The 16,830-nt window shown below is 51.2% G+C and carries 16 protein-coding genes (1 of these 16 only partly in view); 9 read left to right on the top strand and 7 right to left on the bottom strand.

What is annotated here, in order from left to right:
* Positions 1-198: 198 nt before the first annotated feature.
* Complete coding sequence (rlmM, locus tag INT22_RS13450) at positions 199-1,266, top strand: 23S rRNA (cytidine(2498)-2'-O)-methyltransferase RlmM (RefSeq protein ID WP_193068407.1); 1,068 nt, start codon at positions 199-201, stop codon at positions 1,264-1,266.
* A 30-nt stretch (positions 1,267-1,296) separates the two neighbouring features.
* On the opposite strand, the gene INT22_RS13455 is transcribed toward rlmM, so the two are convergent.
* Positions 1,297-1,584 carry an antibiotic biosynthesis monooxygenase family protein gene (locus INT22_RS13455; protein ID WP_089037636.1) on the bottom strand — a complete coding sequence of 96 codons (288 nt, stop codon included), beginning with the start codon at positions 1,582-1,584 and terminating at the stop codon, positions 1,297-1,299.
* A gap of 28 nt (positions 1,585-1,612) precedes the next feature.
* Here INT22_RS13455 and tusA point away from each other — a divergent pair, with 28 nt between their 5' ends.
* Positions 1,613-1,864, top strand: a complete 252-nt coding sequence (gene tusA, locus INT22_RS13460; protein WP_089037637.1) for a sulfurtransferase TusA — start codon at positions 1,613-1,615, stop codon at positions 1,862-1,864.
* 87 nt (positions 1,865-1,951) lie between these two features.
* On the opposite strand, the gene INT22_RS13465 is transcribed toward tusA, so the two are convergent.
* The 3 genes from INT22_RS13465 to INT22_RS13475 all read right to left on the bottom strand — a co-directional run bounded on the left by INT22_RS13465 (position 1,952) and on the right by INT22_RS13475 (position 5,186).
* Complete coding sequence (locus INT22_RS13465) at positions 1,952-2,653, bottom strand: hypothetical protein (RefSeq protein WP_193068408.1); 702 nt, start codon at positions 2,651-2,653, stop codon at positions 1,952-1,954.
* 112 nt (positions 2,654-2,765) lie between these two features.
* Positions 2,766-3,764: a DUF3080 family protein gene (locus INT22_RS13470; protein WP_193068409.1), complete on the bottom strand. Its 999-nt coding sequence runs from the start codon at positions 3,762-3,764 to the stop codon at positions 2,766-2,768.
* Positions 3,765-3,767: 3 nt separating this feature from the next.
* A complete protein-coding gene (locus INT22_RS13475; protein ID WP_193068410.1) occupies positions 3,768-5,186 on the bottom strand; it encodes an MATE family efflux transporter in 1,419 nt (472 codons plus the stop codon).
* 155 nt (positions 5,187-5,341) lie between these two features.
* On the opposite strand from INT22_RS13475, the gene INT22_RS13480 reads away from it, so the two are divergent.
* Entirely contained in the window at positions 5,342-5,923 is a 582-nt protein-coding gene (locus tag INT22_RS13480; protein WP_193068411.1) for an elongation factor P hydroxylase, read from the top strand.
* Here INT22_RS13480 and INT22_RS13485 read toward each other — a convergent pair.
* Positions 5,920-6,399: a hypothetical protein gene (locus INT22_RS13485; RefSeq protein WP_038483013.1), complete on the bottom strand. Its 480-nt coding sequence runs from the start codon at positions 6,397-6,399 to the stop codon at positions 5,920-5,922. The two genes, INT22_RS13480 and INT22_RS13485, sit on opposite strands and share 4 nt — an antisense overlap.
* A 12-nt stretch (positions 6,400-6,411) precedes the next feature.
* Complete coding sequence (locus tag INT22_RS13490; protein ID WP_193068412.1) at positions 6,412-7,263, bottom strand: TatD family hydrolase; 852 nt, start codon at positions 7,261-7,263, stop codon at positions 6,412-6,414.
* 269 nt (positions 7,264-7,532) lie between these two features.
* On the opposite strand from INT22_RS13490, the gene INT22_RS13495 reads away from it, so the two are divergent.
* From INT22_RS13495 to INT22_RS13515, 5 genes are read left to right on the top strand one after another with little or no spacing between them, the layout of a single operon-like run.
* Positions 7,533-8,765: an ABC transporter substrate-binding protein gene (locus tag INT22_RS13495; RefSeq protein WP_193068413.1), complete on the top strand. Its 1,233-nt coding sequence runs from the start codon at positions 7,533-7,535 to the stop codon at positions 8,763-8,765.
* A gap of 41 nt (positions 8,766-8,806) precedes the next feature.
* Entirely contained in the window at positions 8,807-10,363 is a 1,557-nt protein-coding gene (locus INT22_RS13500) for a fatty acyl-CoA synthetase (RefSeq protein WP_193068414.1), read from the top strand.
* A 2-nt stretch (positions 10,364-10,365) separates the two neighbouring features.
* Positions 10,366-11,508 carry an acyl-CoA dehydrogenase family protein gene (locus INT22_RS13505; RefSeq protein WP_193068415.1) on the top strand — a complete coding sequence of 381 codons (1,143 nt, stop codon included), beginning with the start codon at positions 10,366-10,368 and terminating at the stop codon, positions 11,506-11,508.
* Between the two features lie 50 nt (positions 11,509-11,558).
* Positions 11,559-12,746 (top strand): beta-ketothiolase BktB, encoded by a 1,188-nt coding sequence (gene bktB, locus INT22_RS13510; RefSeq protein ID WP_193068416.1) that lies wholly within the window; start codon positions 11,559-11,561, stop codon positions 12,744-12,746.
* 37 nt (positions 12,747-12,783) lie between these two features.
* The gene (locus tag INT22_RS13515; protein ID WP_193068417.1) at positions 12,784-14,451 is read left to right on the top strand and encodes a fatty acid--CoA ligase; all 1,668 of its coding nucleotides are present in this window, start codon (positions 12,784-12,786) and stop codon (positions 14,449-14,451) included.
* A gap of 3 nt (positions 14,452-14,454) precedes the next feature.
* On the opposite strand, the gene INT22_RS13520 is transcribed toward INT22_RS13515, so the two are convergent.
* Positions 14,455-15,468, bottom strand: coding sequence for an AraC family transcriptional regulator (locus INT22_RS13520; RefSeq protein ID WP_172420436.1), 1,014 nt, complete (start codon positions 15,466-15,468; stop codon positions 14,455-14,457).
* A 153-nt stretch (positions 15,469-15,621) separates the two neighbouring features.
* Here INT22_RS13520 and INT22_RS13525 point away from each other — a divergent pair, with 153 nt between their 5' ends.
* Positions 15,622-16,830, top strand: the 5' portion of a protein-coding gene (locus INT22_RS13525) for an ATP-binding cassette domain-containing protein (protein ID WP_193068418.1). Its footprint extends 732 nt past the window's final position; 1,209 of the gene's 1,941 nt are visible here — the first part of the coding sequence; it begins with the start codon at positions 15,622-15,624; its stop codon lies off the right edge, out of view.

Here is a 16,830-nt window from a genome sequence, read left to right on the forward strand (position 1 = left end):
CCCCAGCTTCAATTGAAGCTGGGGTTTTTTGTTGGTCACTGATAATGCTTTAAGTGCATCAAGCAGATAAATTATCGCTACTAATCTCACTACTTAGAAAGCATTTGAAAGAAAGTGCTATGATGCGGCGATTAGCGGGGGCATTTTATTCTGAATAGATGTTCACCTATGACATGAAATTACTTTCGAGGTGAAAGGGTGAGTGAAACAGTACCCACATCGTGGCTTGTCTATTGCCGCCCAGGGGTTGAAAGCGACGCTCTGGCTGAAATGCAACACCACGCCAAACAGCACGAGGTGAGTTGCGAACCTGCACAAGGCGAAGGTTGGGTGAGTTTAACGCGCTTAGATAAAGAGCCGATTAATGATTTGCATCGTAAAGCGGCGTTTAAGCAACTTATTTTTGCTCGTCAAAGTCTAGCTGCACTGCCTGCGCTCACGCTGTCCCGAGATGATAGGCTTACGGCTATTCTCGATCAGGTAAAGTCGAGTCGTTGGAGTTTTGAAGAAATTTGGCACGAAACGCCAGATACCAATGATGGCAAAGCATTGGCAGGCTTAATTAAAGCGCTGACTAAGCCATTGCAGAGTATGCTAAAAAAACGGGGCGCACTACGCGGTAAAGCCGGTGCACGTCGTTTACATATTTTCTGGACAGATGGTGATCGTGTTCAGTTGGGTATGAGTTTTCCTGACAATCGAAGTGAGCTGATTAATGGTATACGCCACCTACGTTTCCCATCTCGTGCACCAAGCCGATCAACGCTGAAGTTAGAAGAGGCATGGCATGAGTTTATTCCACGAGAAGAGTGGGATACAAGGCTTGCGGATCATATGCAGGCAGCGGATTTAGGGGCCTCCCCAGGTGGTTGGACTTGGCAGTTAGTCCAGCGTGGCATGTATGTTTATGCCATTGATAATGGGCCAATGGACAAGCAGCTAATGGCTACGGGACAGTTAGATCATCTTAAAGAAGATGGATTTACTTGGGAACCGCCGCAACGAATGGATTGGCTAGTTTGTGATATCGTCGATAAGCCTGTGCGCGTGTTAGCAATGGTGGAAAGATGGTTAACTCGCAAATGGTGTCGAGAGGCAATTTTTAATTTAAAACTGCCCATGAAGAAACGCTGGGACGAGGTTAATCGCTGTATTAGCACTTTGGAAGATGCGTTGGAAACGGCGGGAGTGCGCGCTACGATTACATGCCGCCACCTCTACCATGATCGGGAAGAAGTGACGGTTCATGTAAGGCTCGCTCACTAATTGAAAGGTAGGCGGAGTAGCGTGAGGGTGTTAACAGCCTGGCTCGTACACGCGGACAGTTTCATCTTCTGTTAATAGAGGTAGGATGCTCTGCATGGCCGCTGCACGTGCTTCACTTGAATGCCACTCTTTCCAAGCGCGAAGATCGCGCCATTTGGTAATCATCAGGCGGCGATCTGTATGGCCAAGTTCGACGAGCGTTTCTCCACCGACAAATCCTCGTACGCCAAGTGAAACGCGCATTGCTTCGCGGGCAGCCAGTTCATATTCTTCTTCCAGGCCAGGCATAATACGCCGTTCAATGATTACTTTGATCATGCTGTCTGTTTCCTAAACGAGATTGTAGATGACTGATAATACGTATGACCCAAGTGCCTTTGATGCATCGTTAGACACAACGGGTTTATATTGCCCTGAACCTATTATGTTAATGCATAACAAGGTGCGTGATATGACGCCAGGGCAGGTGTTGAAGGTAATAGCAACAGACCCCGCAACGACTCGCGATGTGCCAAAATTTTGTCAATTTTTGGGACACCAGCTACTGCAGCAAGAGGAGTCTGATGACCACTACGTGTATTTTATTCGCCTAGCGTAAAGCTTCTGTAGCTATGCGAGGCTAGCCATTAATATTGGCTTCAGGCTCTGGCTTTGATTGGGTAGCCTCGCAAGTGCTTAGTTAAGATCACCCCTCTTTATTTGGAACAACCATCATCGCCAAAGCTTCCAGTGTCGCGGGGTCTTCATCCATTATGCGGCTAGCGATATGGCGTTGAAAAAAGTAAACCGTGCGATGGCGGGAGTGGGCATCGTAAAGGCACTTGTCACCCAGTAGGATGGGAGACATCGTGGCTTGCTGTTCATCGGCAAGAACTGCTTCAACACTTCCATCGCTATAGAGACGCCATCCATAGACTTGCTTCATATTCCAGGGTGCATCGGGATGATTCATGCATAAAGCATAAGTGCCAAGGGTGTCTGGAAGCTGTTGAATCAGCGTAACCTCTCCTGAAGCTTCATACTCGAAGTAACTGGCTGAAGCCATTAGCTCGTCGTATTTATGATCAGGAGGAAGGGCGAAAATTTCTTCGGTTTCTGGATCGCGGTAGCCAATAAACTGGCCATTTTCATGGCTGTCGAGTTCATGACAAGCAGCGAGCTTCTCCATCCATGGCACAAGGCCAATGACGTTACCGTTCTCTTGTAGCCCCCAGGCCAAAACAGGTAGGCCGTAATACGTGTCGGGACTCGCAGCGAGCTGGTAGACCATCTCTAACCCATCTAGCTCAGGGGCTAGGCGGATCAAACATTTTTGCGCCTGCTGACGCTGACGCACGGTTTCCAGGTCGATGACCTGGGCAGAGCGGGGTGACAGGGATGCGCCCATAATGTCCCTCCTTGTGCTGCGTGGTCACGACATCGGTAAACAGCGTATGCTGCCTACCACTTAGTTCACCAATAGCACAGGTTGCCCAGAAGGTTAAGGGGGTTTGTGATTTTTAATTATCGGAGCAGCTAGCAAATTGATCTCGCAACGCTTGGTGTTGTGCTTTTACTTGTTGAAGTTGCTGCCAGGGAGCCTGTGGGTTGTTCAATGATAACCAAGTGTTCTGATAGTTTTTAACCACTTCAGGTGGCATTATTTGGTGGGCATTAATTAGTCGGTTAATTGCTGTAAGCCACTTGAGGGAAACCTGCTCAACTTGATTAAATCCTGCTGGAAAATCATCTTGAAGGCATTCACTAGTCGTTAAGCGCGTTGACTCAAGTGCTACGTTTGCCTCCGTTAAGCGTTGGTGGGCGAGTAACAGTGTGCGTAAAATTTCTGCTGTTAATGGCCTCTCTTGCAGCGCTTTAAGGTGGTTTTCAAGTGCTGAAGAGTCCTGTTGCCATGCTTGGCTAAATTGGTGCGTCACCATTCGCTCAAGGTAATCAACGGCAACCAGTTGATTGTCAATATTAGGTAGTTCAGCGCTGTTTAGGGGGGCACTTGCTCGAGAAAAGCTTTTTTCCCACTCTTCAGAATCAAAAATGGCATTCCAGCTGACCGCTGGTAGCTGTTCTGTCTTAAGCTCAGTTAGTTCAGCCAACCGCGCCTTATTGTCATCACTTAGGCCGTCAGGAACATCACTGTTCCAGCAGGCACTTAGGCGTTGCCATAGTGCGCGTTCGTAAAGCCAGTGCTGGCTAGGGGGAGCAACGCGCCCCAACTGATTGTTCCGCGCTGCAATGAGTGATGTTATCTGACACTCACGTAACGCATAGATATTGAGCATACCCTCTCGGGTTTCAGGAATATTGAATAGCCGCTCTCGACGTTCAGGAAATTTACCAATATTAGGTGGAGGGTGACGCTCAATATCGGCAATTGCAAGGTCGCTAGTGAGCTGTTGGTGATACTCTACCCAAGGCTGTTCAGCACCATTGTTTCCGCAGCTCACTAGTAGCAAGCTGGCACTGGCAGTCAGCCATAATATAAGTTGTGGGTAGAGCGCCATTGCTTACTCCTGTTGGCTAATCCACTTTAACCGCCAAGCAAGTAATAGTGCGGCTGTGCTGAGCCCCGCAATCAGGCCCATCCAGTAACCATGCACTCCCAATGGGGCAGACATGCCGCCTAGACCGTGAGTTCCTAGCCAGTGACCACCGCCTAAACCGACAATCCAGTAAGAAAGTACGGTAATGACCATCACGATTCGGGTGTCTTTATAACCTCGTAATGCACCTGCTAAGTTGACTTGAAGTGAATCGGATAGCTGGAAAATTACTGCCAGGGATATGATGGTGAGCGCCAAAGCCTGGATGTCGGCATTGGAGGTGTACAACGAAATCACCGGCACCGCTGTAAACCAAAGTAATGTACTGTTGATGACGGCCACAATGACACTGATCACGATACCGTTCCAAGCAACAGTGCGCGCCATAGCAGAACGTTGTTGGCCCAATGTATTACCAACGCGTACGGTAAGTGCCATGCTCAATGACATCGGCAGCATAAAGAGAATAGACGTGAAGCTTAGGGCGATTTGGTGAGCCCCGACTGTGACCTCTCCAAAGCTGGCAATAAACAAGGCTATCAGGGTAAATAACGTCACTTCCACGAAAATAGCCACACCGATGGGCATACCCACTACGACAAGCTCACGGATGCCGGACAGTGTTGGTGGGGTTAGCGTTTGCCAAATCGAGACGCTTTGATAGGCGTGTCCTTTACGGGTATAGAGAGCCATTGCAACGGCCATTGTCCACATCGAGAGTGCTGTGGCGATGCCGCAGCCGAATGCGCCTAGTGCCGGTAGCTGTTGCAGAGCGCTGGGTAATCCATCACCCAATAGATTAACTAGGCCATCGCCGCCATAGATAAGTAAATAGTTACTGGGAATATTAACGGTTAATCCCACTAAACTAATCCATAACGCGGGGCGGGTGTGATTCATGCCATCTGAAAAGGCTCTAAGCGCCTGAAACAAGGCGATTCCGGGCATGCCGAAGGCAACCGCGGAAAGGTAGGCAGCAGACTCTCTTGCAACCGCTGGAGGCACCCCCATAAGTTCGAAGATAGGTGTCACGACTGTCCACAGCAATATAGCGGCAGTGAAACCGAGTACTAATGCGACCCACAGTGCCTGGTGAACCGCAGGGCGAATATCACTGTTTCGCTTGCCACCCAAAAGGTGCGCCACGATAGGCGTAAGGCCCATTAATGTACCGGTCATAAATAGCATCAGTGGCATCCACAGGCTTGAGCCAACCGAAACGGCAGCTAAGTCGGTGGCGTTATGCCTGCCGGTCATGATGACGTCGACCACGCTCATACCCGCCTGTGCGAGTTGAGCACCACAGATGGGTAGTGCTAACGCTACCAACGTGCGTGTTTCTGGCCAATAGATGGATTTTATATTGCTAGTAAAGCCGCCCACGGTATGTTTCCTGTTTAGCAAAGTGACCCAACAAAAGCCGATAGAGTAGCAGGAGTTACTAGGATCTCGGTAGCTGTCTAATGATTTGCCATCTCTTTATCATCTGGACAAGGCGCGGGTATACTTTACGAAATGAACGACGACGTAGGTATATAGTGACTCACGAGCAGGAGCGTTGGACGCTTCACGACATAACGGCGCTGTTTGATGGTGTGTTTTTAGCACGTTATCAGACGCGATTAATCAAAGGTGGCGATGAACCCCTATATCGCCCAGCTACATCTGAAACACCTTATCATCAGGTGATTTTTGCGCGCGGCTTTTTTGCTAGTGCGCTGCACGAGATCAGCCACTGGTGCATCGCAGGAGAGAAGCGTCGGCAGTTGGAAGATTACGGATACTGGTACTTGCCTGATGGGCGCGACGCTCAGCAGCAGCACGCCTTCGAACAAGCGGAGATTGCCCCGCAGGCGCTGGAAAAGCTGTTTACCCACGCCTGCGGACGCACATTCCACGTTAGTGTAGATAATTTAGGTGGGGACGTTGAGGTCGATCGGGATGCGTTTGCCAACAAAGTAGATGCCAGAGCAGCACGTTATTTAGAAGAGGGACTGCCATTGCGTGCCAACGCTTTCTTTATCGCGTTGACACGCTATTATCAGCATCAAGATACTTTAGTTCAGGCCATTAAACAGGGGCAGCGAGAACTTGACGTGGCGCTGGTCGCGTCGGCTTAGTCTTTCTCGGTAAGCTGTTTGTGCAGCGTTAGCATTACTTCAATTTCGTGCTCGGGCCGCATCGGTTCGAGCCCCATGTCGTTAAAAATTTCGCTGCGTAAGCGGTGCCAATCTCTCGCGCTAATCGCTTCATAAAGCACCTGTGCCGGCGCTAATTCAACAAAAGGATCCAAGCCATAGGTGTCAAAGAGTCGAGCCAGTGCTGCTTCATCCTCACCGTTATCGCTGGTATACAGCGTAGCCGAGAAGTGATCGGTCTCTAGTTCACGTATTACATCCAAAGGGCTGACGCCGAGGCTTTCTAGCTCTTCAATGCTATAAGAACCCATCACGTTCGTGTCTTCACTGATCCAGCTATCGTCAGGCTGAATGAGTGTTTGCTTAATGCGACCATCAGGTAGAGACCAGGCAATAGCCAGCGGCAAGCCGTCATCTTCGCCCGTCTCAATGGCAATAAATCCTGGGTAATCAGCCACGCTTCGCTCCTTTTAAGCTTCCGCATCAAGGCGGAAAAAATGCTGGGCAGTGCGGGTTGTTGCGTTCCCCAGCTCGGTTTCAGTCACGTCATGCCACTGGGCAATCTCTCTTACAATCCATGGTAGCAAGGCTGGCTCGTGACGGCGTCCTTTTAGTTTGGCTGGAAGATTGCGAGGCAGCAGGTAAGGACAGTCAGTCTCTACCATTAACCTTTCTAACGGAATATCTTTCACTATTGAGCGAAGGTGATGACCTCTGCGCTCATCACAAATCCAGCCGGTTAAGCCAATATGAAGATCTAAATCGAGATAGCCGTGCAGCGTATCTCGATCAGCGGTGAAGCAGTGAATAACGGCTTGGCTGATATCATCTCGCCAGCTATGCAGCATTTCACGCATTCGTTGCCCCGCGTCGCGTTCGTGCAAAAATAGCGGTAAGCCACTTTCAGCAGCGAGCGCCAACTGAGCTTCAAACGCTCGCTCTTGCTCGTGAGGCGTTGAAAAATTGCGATTAAAGTCCAGTCCACACTCGCCCACGGCAACCACTTCAGGTTTTTGATGAAGCGCTTTCAACTGGCGCGCCACATCACTACTCCACCCGCTAGCATCGTGTGGGTGAACCCCGGCAGTGGCATATATTCCTGGGGTCTGTTTAGCCAGCTCTACGGCTTGCTCAGCGTGTTCAATATCAGTACCCGTCACTATTAAGGTAGCTACATTGGCCGCTTTCGCCCGCGCAATGACATCAGCTAAATCACGCTGAAAGCTCTCGTGAGTCAGGTTAGCGCCGATATCCACCAAGGGGGCACCAGAACGAAACTGCAGCGCCTCGGGTAAAAAACTATCCACAGCACTTGTCGCCAAGCGTCACACTCCCAGTGTCAGTTAAAGATTCGATAGCAGCCAGCTCTCGTTAATTATTTAGCCAGCTGTGAAATGCCATTGTAACGCTGGAGAGTAACAACGACTAATGGTCTATCCCGGATGGATATCTCATTCGAATGGCACGAATTGCAAAAAAACTGGCTCGATAGGTAAACAGTAAAGCAGTTTTTACTTTTAACATGAGGATGAAGCATGAAATAAATCGGGCTTAAGGCTCTTTTAATAACAACAATAGACAGGTGAAAAGCATGCATTTATCACGTCATTTCGCTATTTCTGCGCTATCGGCTGCGGTCATTACGGCTAGCTATGCGCCCAGCGTGGCCGCCAATGAAGGTATTTCAGATAATGAAATCCGTATTGGTTATCTAGCTGATATGTCGGGTGTTTATCGTGATCCCATAGGCCCATTAGGGCAAGACGCCATTGAGATGGCAATTGAAGATATTGGTGGCAGCGTACACGGTGCCCAAGTTGTCGTCTTTAGCGCTGATGATCGCAATAGCCCTGACGTTGGCTCAAGCGTGGTGCGTGAATGGATTGATGAACGCAATGTCGACATGGTCACTGGCCTAGTGGCTTCATCGGTTACATTAGCAGCAGTAGGCTTGTTAGAAGAGGCGGATAAACTTGGCTTAGTGAACGGTGCTGTTTCTTCGAGTGTCACTAACGAGCACTGCTCTCCCAACCATATTCACTGGGTTTACGATACCTGGGCGATGTCTAACGGTACGGCCAAAGCCATTACGCAGGAAGGCTATAAAAACTGGTATTTGCTCAGTGCCGACTATTCATTTGGCCATGCACTTGAAGCGGATGTCGAGCGTGTGGTCATCGAAAACGGTGGAACGATAGTAGGTAGCGCGCGCCACCCCTTTCCGAACAATGACTTTTCCTCTTTCATGCTGCAAGCCCAGGCATCGGGTGCTGATGTGATTGCGCTCAATAATGCCGGTGGGGACACCATCAATGCCGTTCAAACGGCAGGCGAATTTGGCATTACTCAAGCCGGACAGATTCTAGCAGGCATGGTGCTGTTCAGTACTGATATACGCAGCATTGGGTTGGAGAGCGCTCAAGGGCTGCAGTTCACTAAAGCATGGTATTACGACTTAACTGATGAAACACGCGCTTGGGCAGAGCGTTTCCGTGAGCGCACCGGCAGCATGCCGACTATGGTGCACGCAGGGCTCTATTCCAGCACCCGCCACTATTTAGAAGCCATTGAAGCGGCCGGAACAGACGACACGCAAACCGTTCGTCAGCAGATGGCCGATACCCCCATTAACGATATTTTTGCAACGAACGGCTACATTCGTGAGGACGGCCGTATGGTTCATGACATGTATCTCGTTGAAGTGAAAACACCGGAAGAGTCAGTCGATGAGGATGACCTCTTCAGAGTTGTGCGCACGATTCCCGCCGAGGAAGCATTCCGGCCACTTTCTGAAAGCGTTTGCCCACTCGTCAACAATTCGTAAAACGCTGAAGCCCTAACAACACATAACAATAAGGACTTGGCATGGAACAGACACCCTTAATTCACCGTAATACGATTGGCGCTGCGCTAAACCGCAGCGCTCGCAAATATTCTCAGCAACTCGCACTAACGTTTGGTGAACGAACCTGGAACTATCAATCGCTTAACAATGCCGCTAACAGCGTAGCCAGTGGCTTGTTAAAGGCCGGTCTTTCTCCTGGGGATCGGTTGGCGGTATACGGTAAAAACTCCGATGCCTATGTCATTGCCTGGCTTGCTGCCACTAAAGCGGGCTTAGTACATGTGCCTATTAACTTTGCGCTAAGTAGTGATGAACTGCGCTATATCCTTGAACAGTCCGGGGCGAAAGGAGTGCTAAGCGATAGTTCGTTAGCTGACAAAGTGCAGCAGGCAACCCAGGGTTTAGCATTAACGGTCAATGGAACACTGCATGCTGATCAACAAGATATCCCGTTAGGTCGTTTTGATGTCTTGGCTTATGTGCATTCCTCGCCATCAACAAGGGAGCCAGCGGTCGCCGTAGAGGGAAGCAGTTTGGCACAGCTGCTCTATACCTCTGGCACAACAGCAGCGCCTAAAGCGGCAATGATGACCCACCAAGCGCTGATGGCGGAATATATGGCCTGCATGGTGGAGTTGGATATCAAGGGAAGTGACGCCATGTTGGCCGCTCTTCCACTTTACCACTCCGCACAAATGCACGTTTTTTTGATGCCAGCTTTACTACTGGGCGCCCCCATTCATTTGCTTGAAGCACCGCTTCCGGATAGCTGTCTGGCGACAATTACCGAACAAAAAATCGTATCTTTTTTTGCGCCGCCCACGGTGTGGATCAGTTTGCTACGTCATCCTGACGTTGATCGGCTTGATTTAACTTCGCTCAAGAAGGCGTACTACGGTGCCTCGATCATGCCGGTGCCTGTGTTGGAAGAGATGCAGCAGCGTTTCTCCGGCGTTGGTTTATATAACTGCTACGGGCAGAGTGAAATTGCCCCCTTGGCAACGGTATTACGTCCAGATGAGCATGCAGAGCGTCCTGCGTCGGCGGGACGGCCGATACTTACGGTGGAAACGCGCATTGTTGATTTGGAAATGAACGACGTTGCCCCCGGTGAGCATGGCGAGATTGTCCATCGTTCGCCGCAGTTAATGACGGGCTACTGGGATAAGCCGGAGATGACCGCTGAGTCTTTCCAAGGCGGCTGGTTTCACTCTGGTGATGTGGGCTACTTCGATGAAGCAGGCTATTTATATGTCGTGGACCGGATTAAAGACGTTATCAATACGGGGGGCGTGCTGGTTGCCAGCCGTGAGGTGGAAGAGGCGCTGTTTAAGCACTCGGCTATTTCGGAAGTAGCGGTGGTGGGGCTGCCTGACGAAAAGTGGATTGAAGCGATTACCGCCGTCGTTGTGGTGAAAGAGGGGCAAGTGGTTAGCGAGGATGAACTTATCCTCCATACAAAAAACTTGATTGCACCCTACAAAGTTCCTAAGCGTGTGGTGTTTGCAGAGGCTCTGCCAAAAAGCACCGCAGGTAAAATTCTTAAACGTCACCTGCGCCAAGACCTAAAGGAGTGAGCATGGACGAGCAAACACAGGCGCTGTTTCATGACATGATCAGCCGCTGCTTAGCGCAGGAAGTGGCACCTTTCTATGACCAGTGGGAAGCGGACGGTGAAATACCGCGCTCTTTATGGCTAGCGCTGGGTGCCGCTGGTCTATTGGGGATTGATCTTGATGAGACCTATGGTGGCTCAGGTGCCGATATTGCCATCACCCAACTGGCACTGGAGGAGATGTCTCGGCAAGGGTTTGGTGGGCTAGCCAGCGCTTACAACATTCACGCCAATATCGTGATGCCTTACCTGCAAAATTTAGCCACTGATGAACAGCGCGAAACCTGGCTACCCCGCATGGCAAGCGGGGAGTGGTTGGGGGCGATTGCCATGAGCGAGCCGCATGCTGGCAGTGACTTGGCAGCGATGAAAACCCGCGCCACCAAAACAGCCGATGGGTGGCTGCTCAACGGCAGCAAGCTGTTTATTACCAATGGCCAAGTGGCCGATCTCGTTATTGTCTGTGCAAAAACAGACCCCAGTGCAGGTGCAAAAGGGGTCTCGCTGTTTTTGGTTGATACGTCACTTGCCGGTTTTTCCCGTGGCAAGCCCATTAAGAAAATTGGCCAGCACGCCAGCGATACGGCAGAACTAGCATTTGACCAGCTGCAACTGCCTAACAGTGCCTTATTAGGGGAAGAGGGCGCTGGGTTTCGCTATCTAATGCAAGAGCTGCCCCGGGAGCGCTTAGGCGTAGGCGCGCAAGCGCTTGGCGCGGTAGAGGGCGCGTTGGCATTAACGCTTGATTACGTTACCCAACGTCACGCGTTTGGTCAGCGCGTGGCCGACTTTCAAAATACCCGCTTTACGCTGGCTGAGATCAAGGCACAGCTGGATGTCGCGCGAGCTTACTTCGACCAGTGCGTTAATAGGTACCGCCACGGCACGATGACAAGTACCGAGGCCGCGATACTCAAATTACAGCTTAGCGAGCTGCAGTGTCGTGCTGTTGATCGGTGCCTTCAGCTGTTTGGTGGTTATGGCTACACCCATGAATATCCCATTTCACGCTTCTATTTAGACGCCCGCGTGCAAACTATTTACGCCGGTAGTTCTGAGATTATGAAAGAAGTGGTCGCACGCTCGCTGTTGGGCAAAGTGGCTTAAGCGCTTTTCTTAAGTCCTTTTCCGCTGTGCGTTATTACTAAGGAGAGATTATGCAACTGGATAGCGTTGTTATTGTAAGCGGTGCTCGCACCGCTATTGGCGGGTTTGGTGGGTCGCTCTCATCTTTCGCGCCCCATGCGTTAGGCACTATCACTGCTCAGGAAGCATTGCGCCGTGCGGGCATTGCTGGCGCTGATATCGATCACTCTGTGTATGGCCATATTATTACCACTAGCCCAGAAGATGCCTATCTTGCCCGTCATATCGCGTTGAGTGCGGGTGTGCCGAAAGAAGCCGGTGCCTTTAATGTTAACCGGTTATGTGGTTCCGGCGTGCAGGCAGTGATATCCGCTGCGCAGCAAATCGCTCTGGGCGACAGCCGCTTAGCATTGGCAGGTGGGGCTGAGTCGATGTCGCGGGGCGCTTATCTACTGCCGCCCCAAGCACGCAATGGCATACGCCTTGGCGATGCCAATATCCAGGATCTTACCCTCGGCATTCTTAGTGATCCATTTGGCAGCGGACATATGGGAATGACCGCTGAAAATATCGCCAAGCAGTATGGCTTAAGCCGCGAGCAGCTAGATCAGTTTGCGGTGGATAGCCATCGTAAGGCGGCAAAAGCCATTGCAGAAGGGTATTTTGACGCGCAAATCGTGCCTGTTGAGGTGACAAAAGGAAAACAGACGGTTTCCTTTGCCCGTGATGAGCATGTGCGAGAAGGCGTTGAGTTAAGCGATTTAGCACGGCTTAAACCGGCCTTTAAAAAAGAGGGAGTGGTTACGGCAGGCAATGCCTCTGGAATCAACGATGGCGCAGCGACCTTGGTGCTGGCGCATGCTGATGAAGCACAGCAGCGCAATTTAACGGTTAGGGCGCGACTGCGCGTGGCAACCACCGCCGGCGTGGAGCCTTCGGTAATGGGGTTAGGGCCAATCCCTGCGGTGAAACGCTGCCTCCAGCAGGCAGGGCTGACGATCAATGACATTGATGTGATTGAGTCCAATGAAGCGTTCGCGGCGCAAGCATTGGCGGTTGCCGATACGCTGGGTTTCCCATTGGAAAAACTAAACCCGAATGGTGGTGCGGTGGCGCTCGGCCATCCAGTAGGCGCGACCGGTGCCATCTTGATTCTAAAAGCCTTACACGAATTGGAGCGACGTCAGGGCCGCTATGGTTTGATCACGCTGTGTATCGGCGGTGGGCAGGGCATTGCGCTGCTAATAGAGCGCGAATAACAAACGGTTTTCCAATAACAATCGACAGGTGTGTTTTATGTCTACGATAACGCCAAAAATACTTCCTTCTACGCCGTCTGCGACTAGCTCGCCGCTGTTAATTAGCGACTTACTTGAGTCCGGTGTTCGAATGGCAGGGAACAACCAGATTGTTTATCGAGACCAGAGCCGTCATGACTATCAACGTTTTCGTGAGCGGGTACACCAGCTTGCCCATACGCTAACAGCACAGGGCGTTCAGGCTGGTGATGTGGTGGCGGTGCTGGACTGGGACAGCCATCGCTATTTAGAGTGCTTTTTTGCCATTCCCATGATGGGTGCCGTGCTACACACCGTCAATGTACGTTTGGCGCCTGAGCAAATTCACTACACGATGGAGCACGCTGAAGACGTCTTTGTACTGGTACATGAGGATTTCGTACCGCTACTGGAGCCGCTGGCTGATCAACTACCTAATATACGCGGTTACCTACTTTGCCAAGATGCGGCGAGTCAAGAAACACAAAGCACCGTCAGCACGTCGCTGCCATTAGTGGGTGAGTTTGAGGCGTTGTTAAGTGAGCAGCCAACTCATTACGAGTTCCCTATTTTTGATGAAAATGCAGTGGCTACGCTGTTCTACACGACGGGCACCACCGGCAACCCGAAAGGAGTGTTTTTTACCCACCGCCAATTAGTTCTGCACACACTAGGTGAAGCCAGTACCTTCCAAGCACCGGGTTGTGAGCTGCTCAACCGTGACAAGGTATACATGCCCATCACGCCGATGTTCCATGTGCATGCGTGGGGAGTGCCTTACACCGCCACGTTGATGGGAGCGACCCAGGTCTACCCTGGCCGCTATGAGCCGGAAATGTTGGTCAAACTGCTGGTGAACGAAAAGGTCGATTTCTCCCACTGTGTGCCAACGCTGTTAAATATGGTGGTGAGCGCTGACGCTATCGCATCGAAAAAAATTGATTTAACTGGTTGGAAGGTGCTTGTGGGCGGCAGTGCGCTAACCCAAGCCCTGGCTAGCCGTGCTTGGTCACTCGGCATTGATACACGTAGTGCTTACGGCATGTCAGAAACCTGTCCGCTGCTAACCGCTGATATTTTGCCTCAGGATGTTGCCGAAGCTGATTTTGAAACGCAGCTTCCCTGGCGGTGTAAGGCTGGTTTACCCGTGCCCCTAGTGAAATTGCAGGTGGTTGATGCCAATGGAGAACCGTTACCCCATGATGGCGTCAGTGTCGGTGAAGTGCGTGCCCAGGCACCCTGGTTAACCCAGGCGTACTACAAAGAAGAGAAACGCAGTGAAGAGCTTTGGCGGGATGGATGGCTGCATACCGGTGATGTTGGCTCGATTGATGAGCATGGTTTCTTGGCCATTAGCGACCGTATTAAAGATATCATCAAAACCGGTGGAGAGTGGCTCTCTTCACTTGAGTTGGAAAGCTATATCAGCCAATGCCCAGGTGTGGCGGAAGTGGCGGTCATTGGCGTTACGGATGATAAATGGGGTGAGCGTCCAGCAGCGCTCGTTGTTCCCAGCGATGTCAATAACCCGCCCACGGCAGAAGAGGTACAGGCGTTTATGGAGCAGTTCGTCGAACAGGGCAGCATCAACCGCTGGGGCATTCCATCGTTGATTCGCTTCGTAGATGAAATTCCTAAAACCAGTGTCGGTAAGCTGGATAAAAAGCGCATTCGCACTGAGATATAAACGCTAGCGTTTTATGCCCGCCGTTTGCGCCTTGCGGTAAGCGGCGGGTGAATTCCCCGTCCACTGTTTAAACGCTCGGCTAAGACAAGCCAAGTCTTCAAATCCTAGTTTTTCTGCAATGGCTGTCAGTGGCTGTGTGCTGCGAGTGAGTGCTTGAATAGCATAGTCGCGACGGTATTCGTCTTTAACCGCTTGGAAATGGGTACCTTCAAGTTTCAAGTGTCTTGAGAGTGTGCGCACAGACATATGTAACGCGTCTGCCACATGCTGAACCGTGCATGAGGTGGGTAAGTGGCGGCTAAGATGTTCGCGAACGCGGTGCGTAATCAAACGATCTTCAAAAGAGACGTAGAACCAGTCAGCCGGTGCGCGTTGTAGAAATGCGCCAAGATGCTGTTTGGTTTGACGTATGGGGTGGTTCAGAAACACCTTATCAAAGTAAACAGCTGTTTGCGGTTGATCAAATTTTAGCTTGCCGGGATAGAAGTAGAGATAGTCAGCACTGTGAGCGGGTTGGGCGTAGCCGCACTCCATCAAGATAGGTGGAATTTTGCGTGCGATCATCCAGGAGGCGATACCGTGAAACAGTTTCAACATCAATTCATGAATCAATATGCGACTGCCATGAAGCGGTGCGCGTTCTTCAAGCGCCATCCGAGCAAAGTCGCCTTCAATGGTAAAGTCGTAGCCGAAATCATCTAATAGAATTCGAAAAAACTGCGTATAGCGGTGAAGCGCAACATGCAGCGTAGGCGCATCTAGCAAGCTCAAGCACAGCAGCTTTAGCGTTCCACAGCGTAGCGGCCTGGAGAAAAAGCATGGCGTCTCATCATCTAGCTCAAGGGCGAGGAGACGGTAAAGCTCGGCAAACTGTTCAACAGTGACTCGGCCGTTCGGTGCGCTGAGTAGAAAGGGGGAAATTCCAGCAAGCTCTAGGTAGCGGACAGGGGAATGCTCAGTGGCGGGTAAGCCACACAGTAGTTCGTTCACAAAGTGCATTGAGACAGTAACGGTCACGATGTCAGCCCTAAACGAGTAGCTTGGCGCTACCTTGTTATTATCACGTGATGGTGGGACGTTAGCACGATGTGTCGTTTGGCTCTATAAGGGCTCTCCTTAACGCGAGCGCATGCGTTACACTGTGCGCCTCATGATGAAGGAGGACACTGCGTGACCTTGTTACGACTCGAACAGCTGCAACTCGCTTACGGCACCCAAGTACTGCTTAACCGCGCCGACCTAACGGTTGAAAAAGGCGAGCGGCTGGCGCTGGTCGGGCGCAACGGCACCGGTAAATCAACGCTATTAAAACTAGTCGCGGGCGATATTCATGCCGATGATGGTTCCATTTGGCGTGCGCCGGGCTTGAAGATTGGCGTATTGTCCCAGGAGCTGCCTGAATCCTCAGGCATGACGATTTTTGACATGGTTGCTCAGGGGCTGCCGGAAGCGGGAGAATTGCTTTCTGAATACCAGCACCTGATCAATGATCCAGACCCCGACATGAACCGTATGGCCAAGCTGCAAACCCGCATCGAGGCCATCGACGGCTGGTCTTTCCATCAGAGCATTGACGTTGTACTCACCCGTTTAGGGTTACCCCCTGAAGCTGAAATGAGCGCGCTTTCCGGTGGCTGGCGCCGCCGTGTTGCGTTGGCGCGTGCCTTGGTTTCTGAGCCGGACTTGCTGCTTCTTGACGAGCCTACCAACCATCTCGATCTAGATACGATTGCTTGGTTGGAAGAGCAACTGCTGGCCTTCAACGGCGCGGTATTACTGATTACCCACGACCGTGCTTTTTTATCTAAGCTGGCCACCACGATCCTTGAGCTAGACCGAGGTAAGCTTGGCCGTTATCCCGGTAACTATGCCGAGTATCAAGAGCGTAAGCAGCACGAGCTAGAAGTAGAAGCGCGGGAAAATGCGCTTTTCGATAAAAAACTGGCCCAAGAAGAAGTCTGGATTCGTCAAGGCGTCAAAGCGCGGCGTACACGCAACGAAGGACGTGTGCGGGAGCTTGAGCAGATGCGTTTAGAGCGTAGCCAGCGACGTGAGCGTCAGGGAACTGCCAACCTCAATGTCGACAGCGGCGAGCGTACTGGCAAGCGGGTAGTCGAGCTGAAAGGCGTAACACAGCGCTTTGGCAATGATGTCATTCTACGTGATGTGAATCTTGAAGTGATGCGTGGCGACCGCATTGGTTTCCTTGGTCGCAACGGTGCAGGTAAAACAACGCTGCTGAAAATCTTGCTAGGCGAGCTTGCGCCAACAGAAGGTAGTGTTCAGTTGGGGACCAATTTAAAGGTCGCCTATTTCGATCAATTGCGTGCCGGTCTAGAGCTGGAAAAAACCGTCTACGACAACGTCGCCCAAGGCAGC

It is taken from the genome of Halomonas sp. 3D7M (assembly GCF_014897885.1).
Classification (GTDB): Bacteria; Pseudomonadota; Gammaproteobacteria; order Pseudomonadales; family Halomonadaceae; genus Vreelandella.

Excerpts from the sequence above, each read along its gene's own strand:
- INT22_RS13455 (WP_089037636.1), bottom strand. The coding sequence starts at position 1,584 with ATGATCAAAGTAATCATTGAACGGCGTATTATGCCTGGCCTGGAAGAA.
- tusA (WP_089037637.1), top strand. The coding sequence starts at position 1,613 with ATGACTGATAATACGTATGACCCAAGTGCCTTTGATGCATCGTTAGAC.
- INT22_RS13465 (WP_193068408.1), bottom strand. The coding sequence starts at position 2,653 with ATGGGCGCATCCCTGTCACCCCGCTCTGCCCAGGTCATCGACCTGGAA.
- INT22_RS13470 (WP_193068409.1), bottom strand. The coding sequence starts at position 3,764 with ATGGCGCTCTACCCACAACTTATATTATGGCTGACTGCCAGTGCCAGC.
- INT22_RS13495 (WP_193068413.1), top strand. The coding sequence starts at position 7,533 with ATGCATTTATCACGTCATTTCGCTATTTCTGCGCTATCGGCTGCGGTC.
- INT22_RS13500 (WP_193068414.1), top strand. The coding sequence starts at position 8,807 with ATGGAACAGACACCCTTAATTCACCGTAATACGATTGGCGCTGCGCTA.
- INT22_RS13505 (WP_193068415.1), top strand. The coding sequence starts at position 10,366 with ATGGACGAGCAAACACAGGCGCTGTTTCATGACATGATCAGCCGCTGC.
- bktB (WP_193068416.1), top strand. The coding sequence starts at position 11,559 with ATGCAACTGGATAGCGTTGTTATTGTAAGCGGTGCTCGCACCGCTATT.
- INT22_RS13515 (WP_193068417.1), top strand. The coding sequence starts at position 12,784 with ATGTCTACGATAACGCCAAAAATACTTCCTTCTACGCCGTCTGCGACT.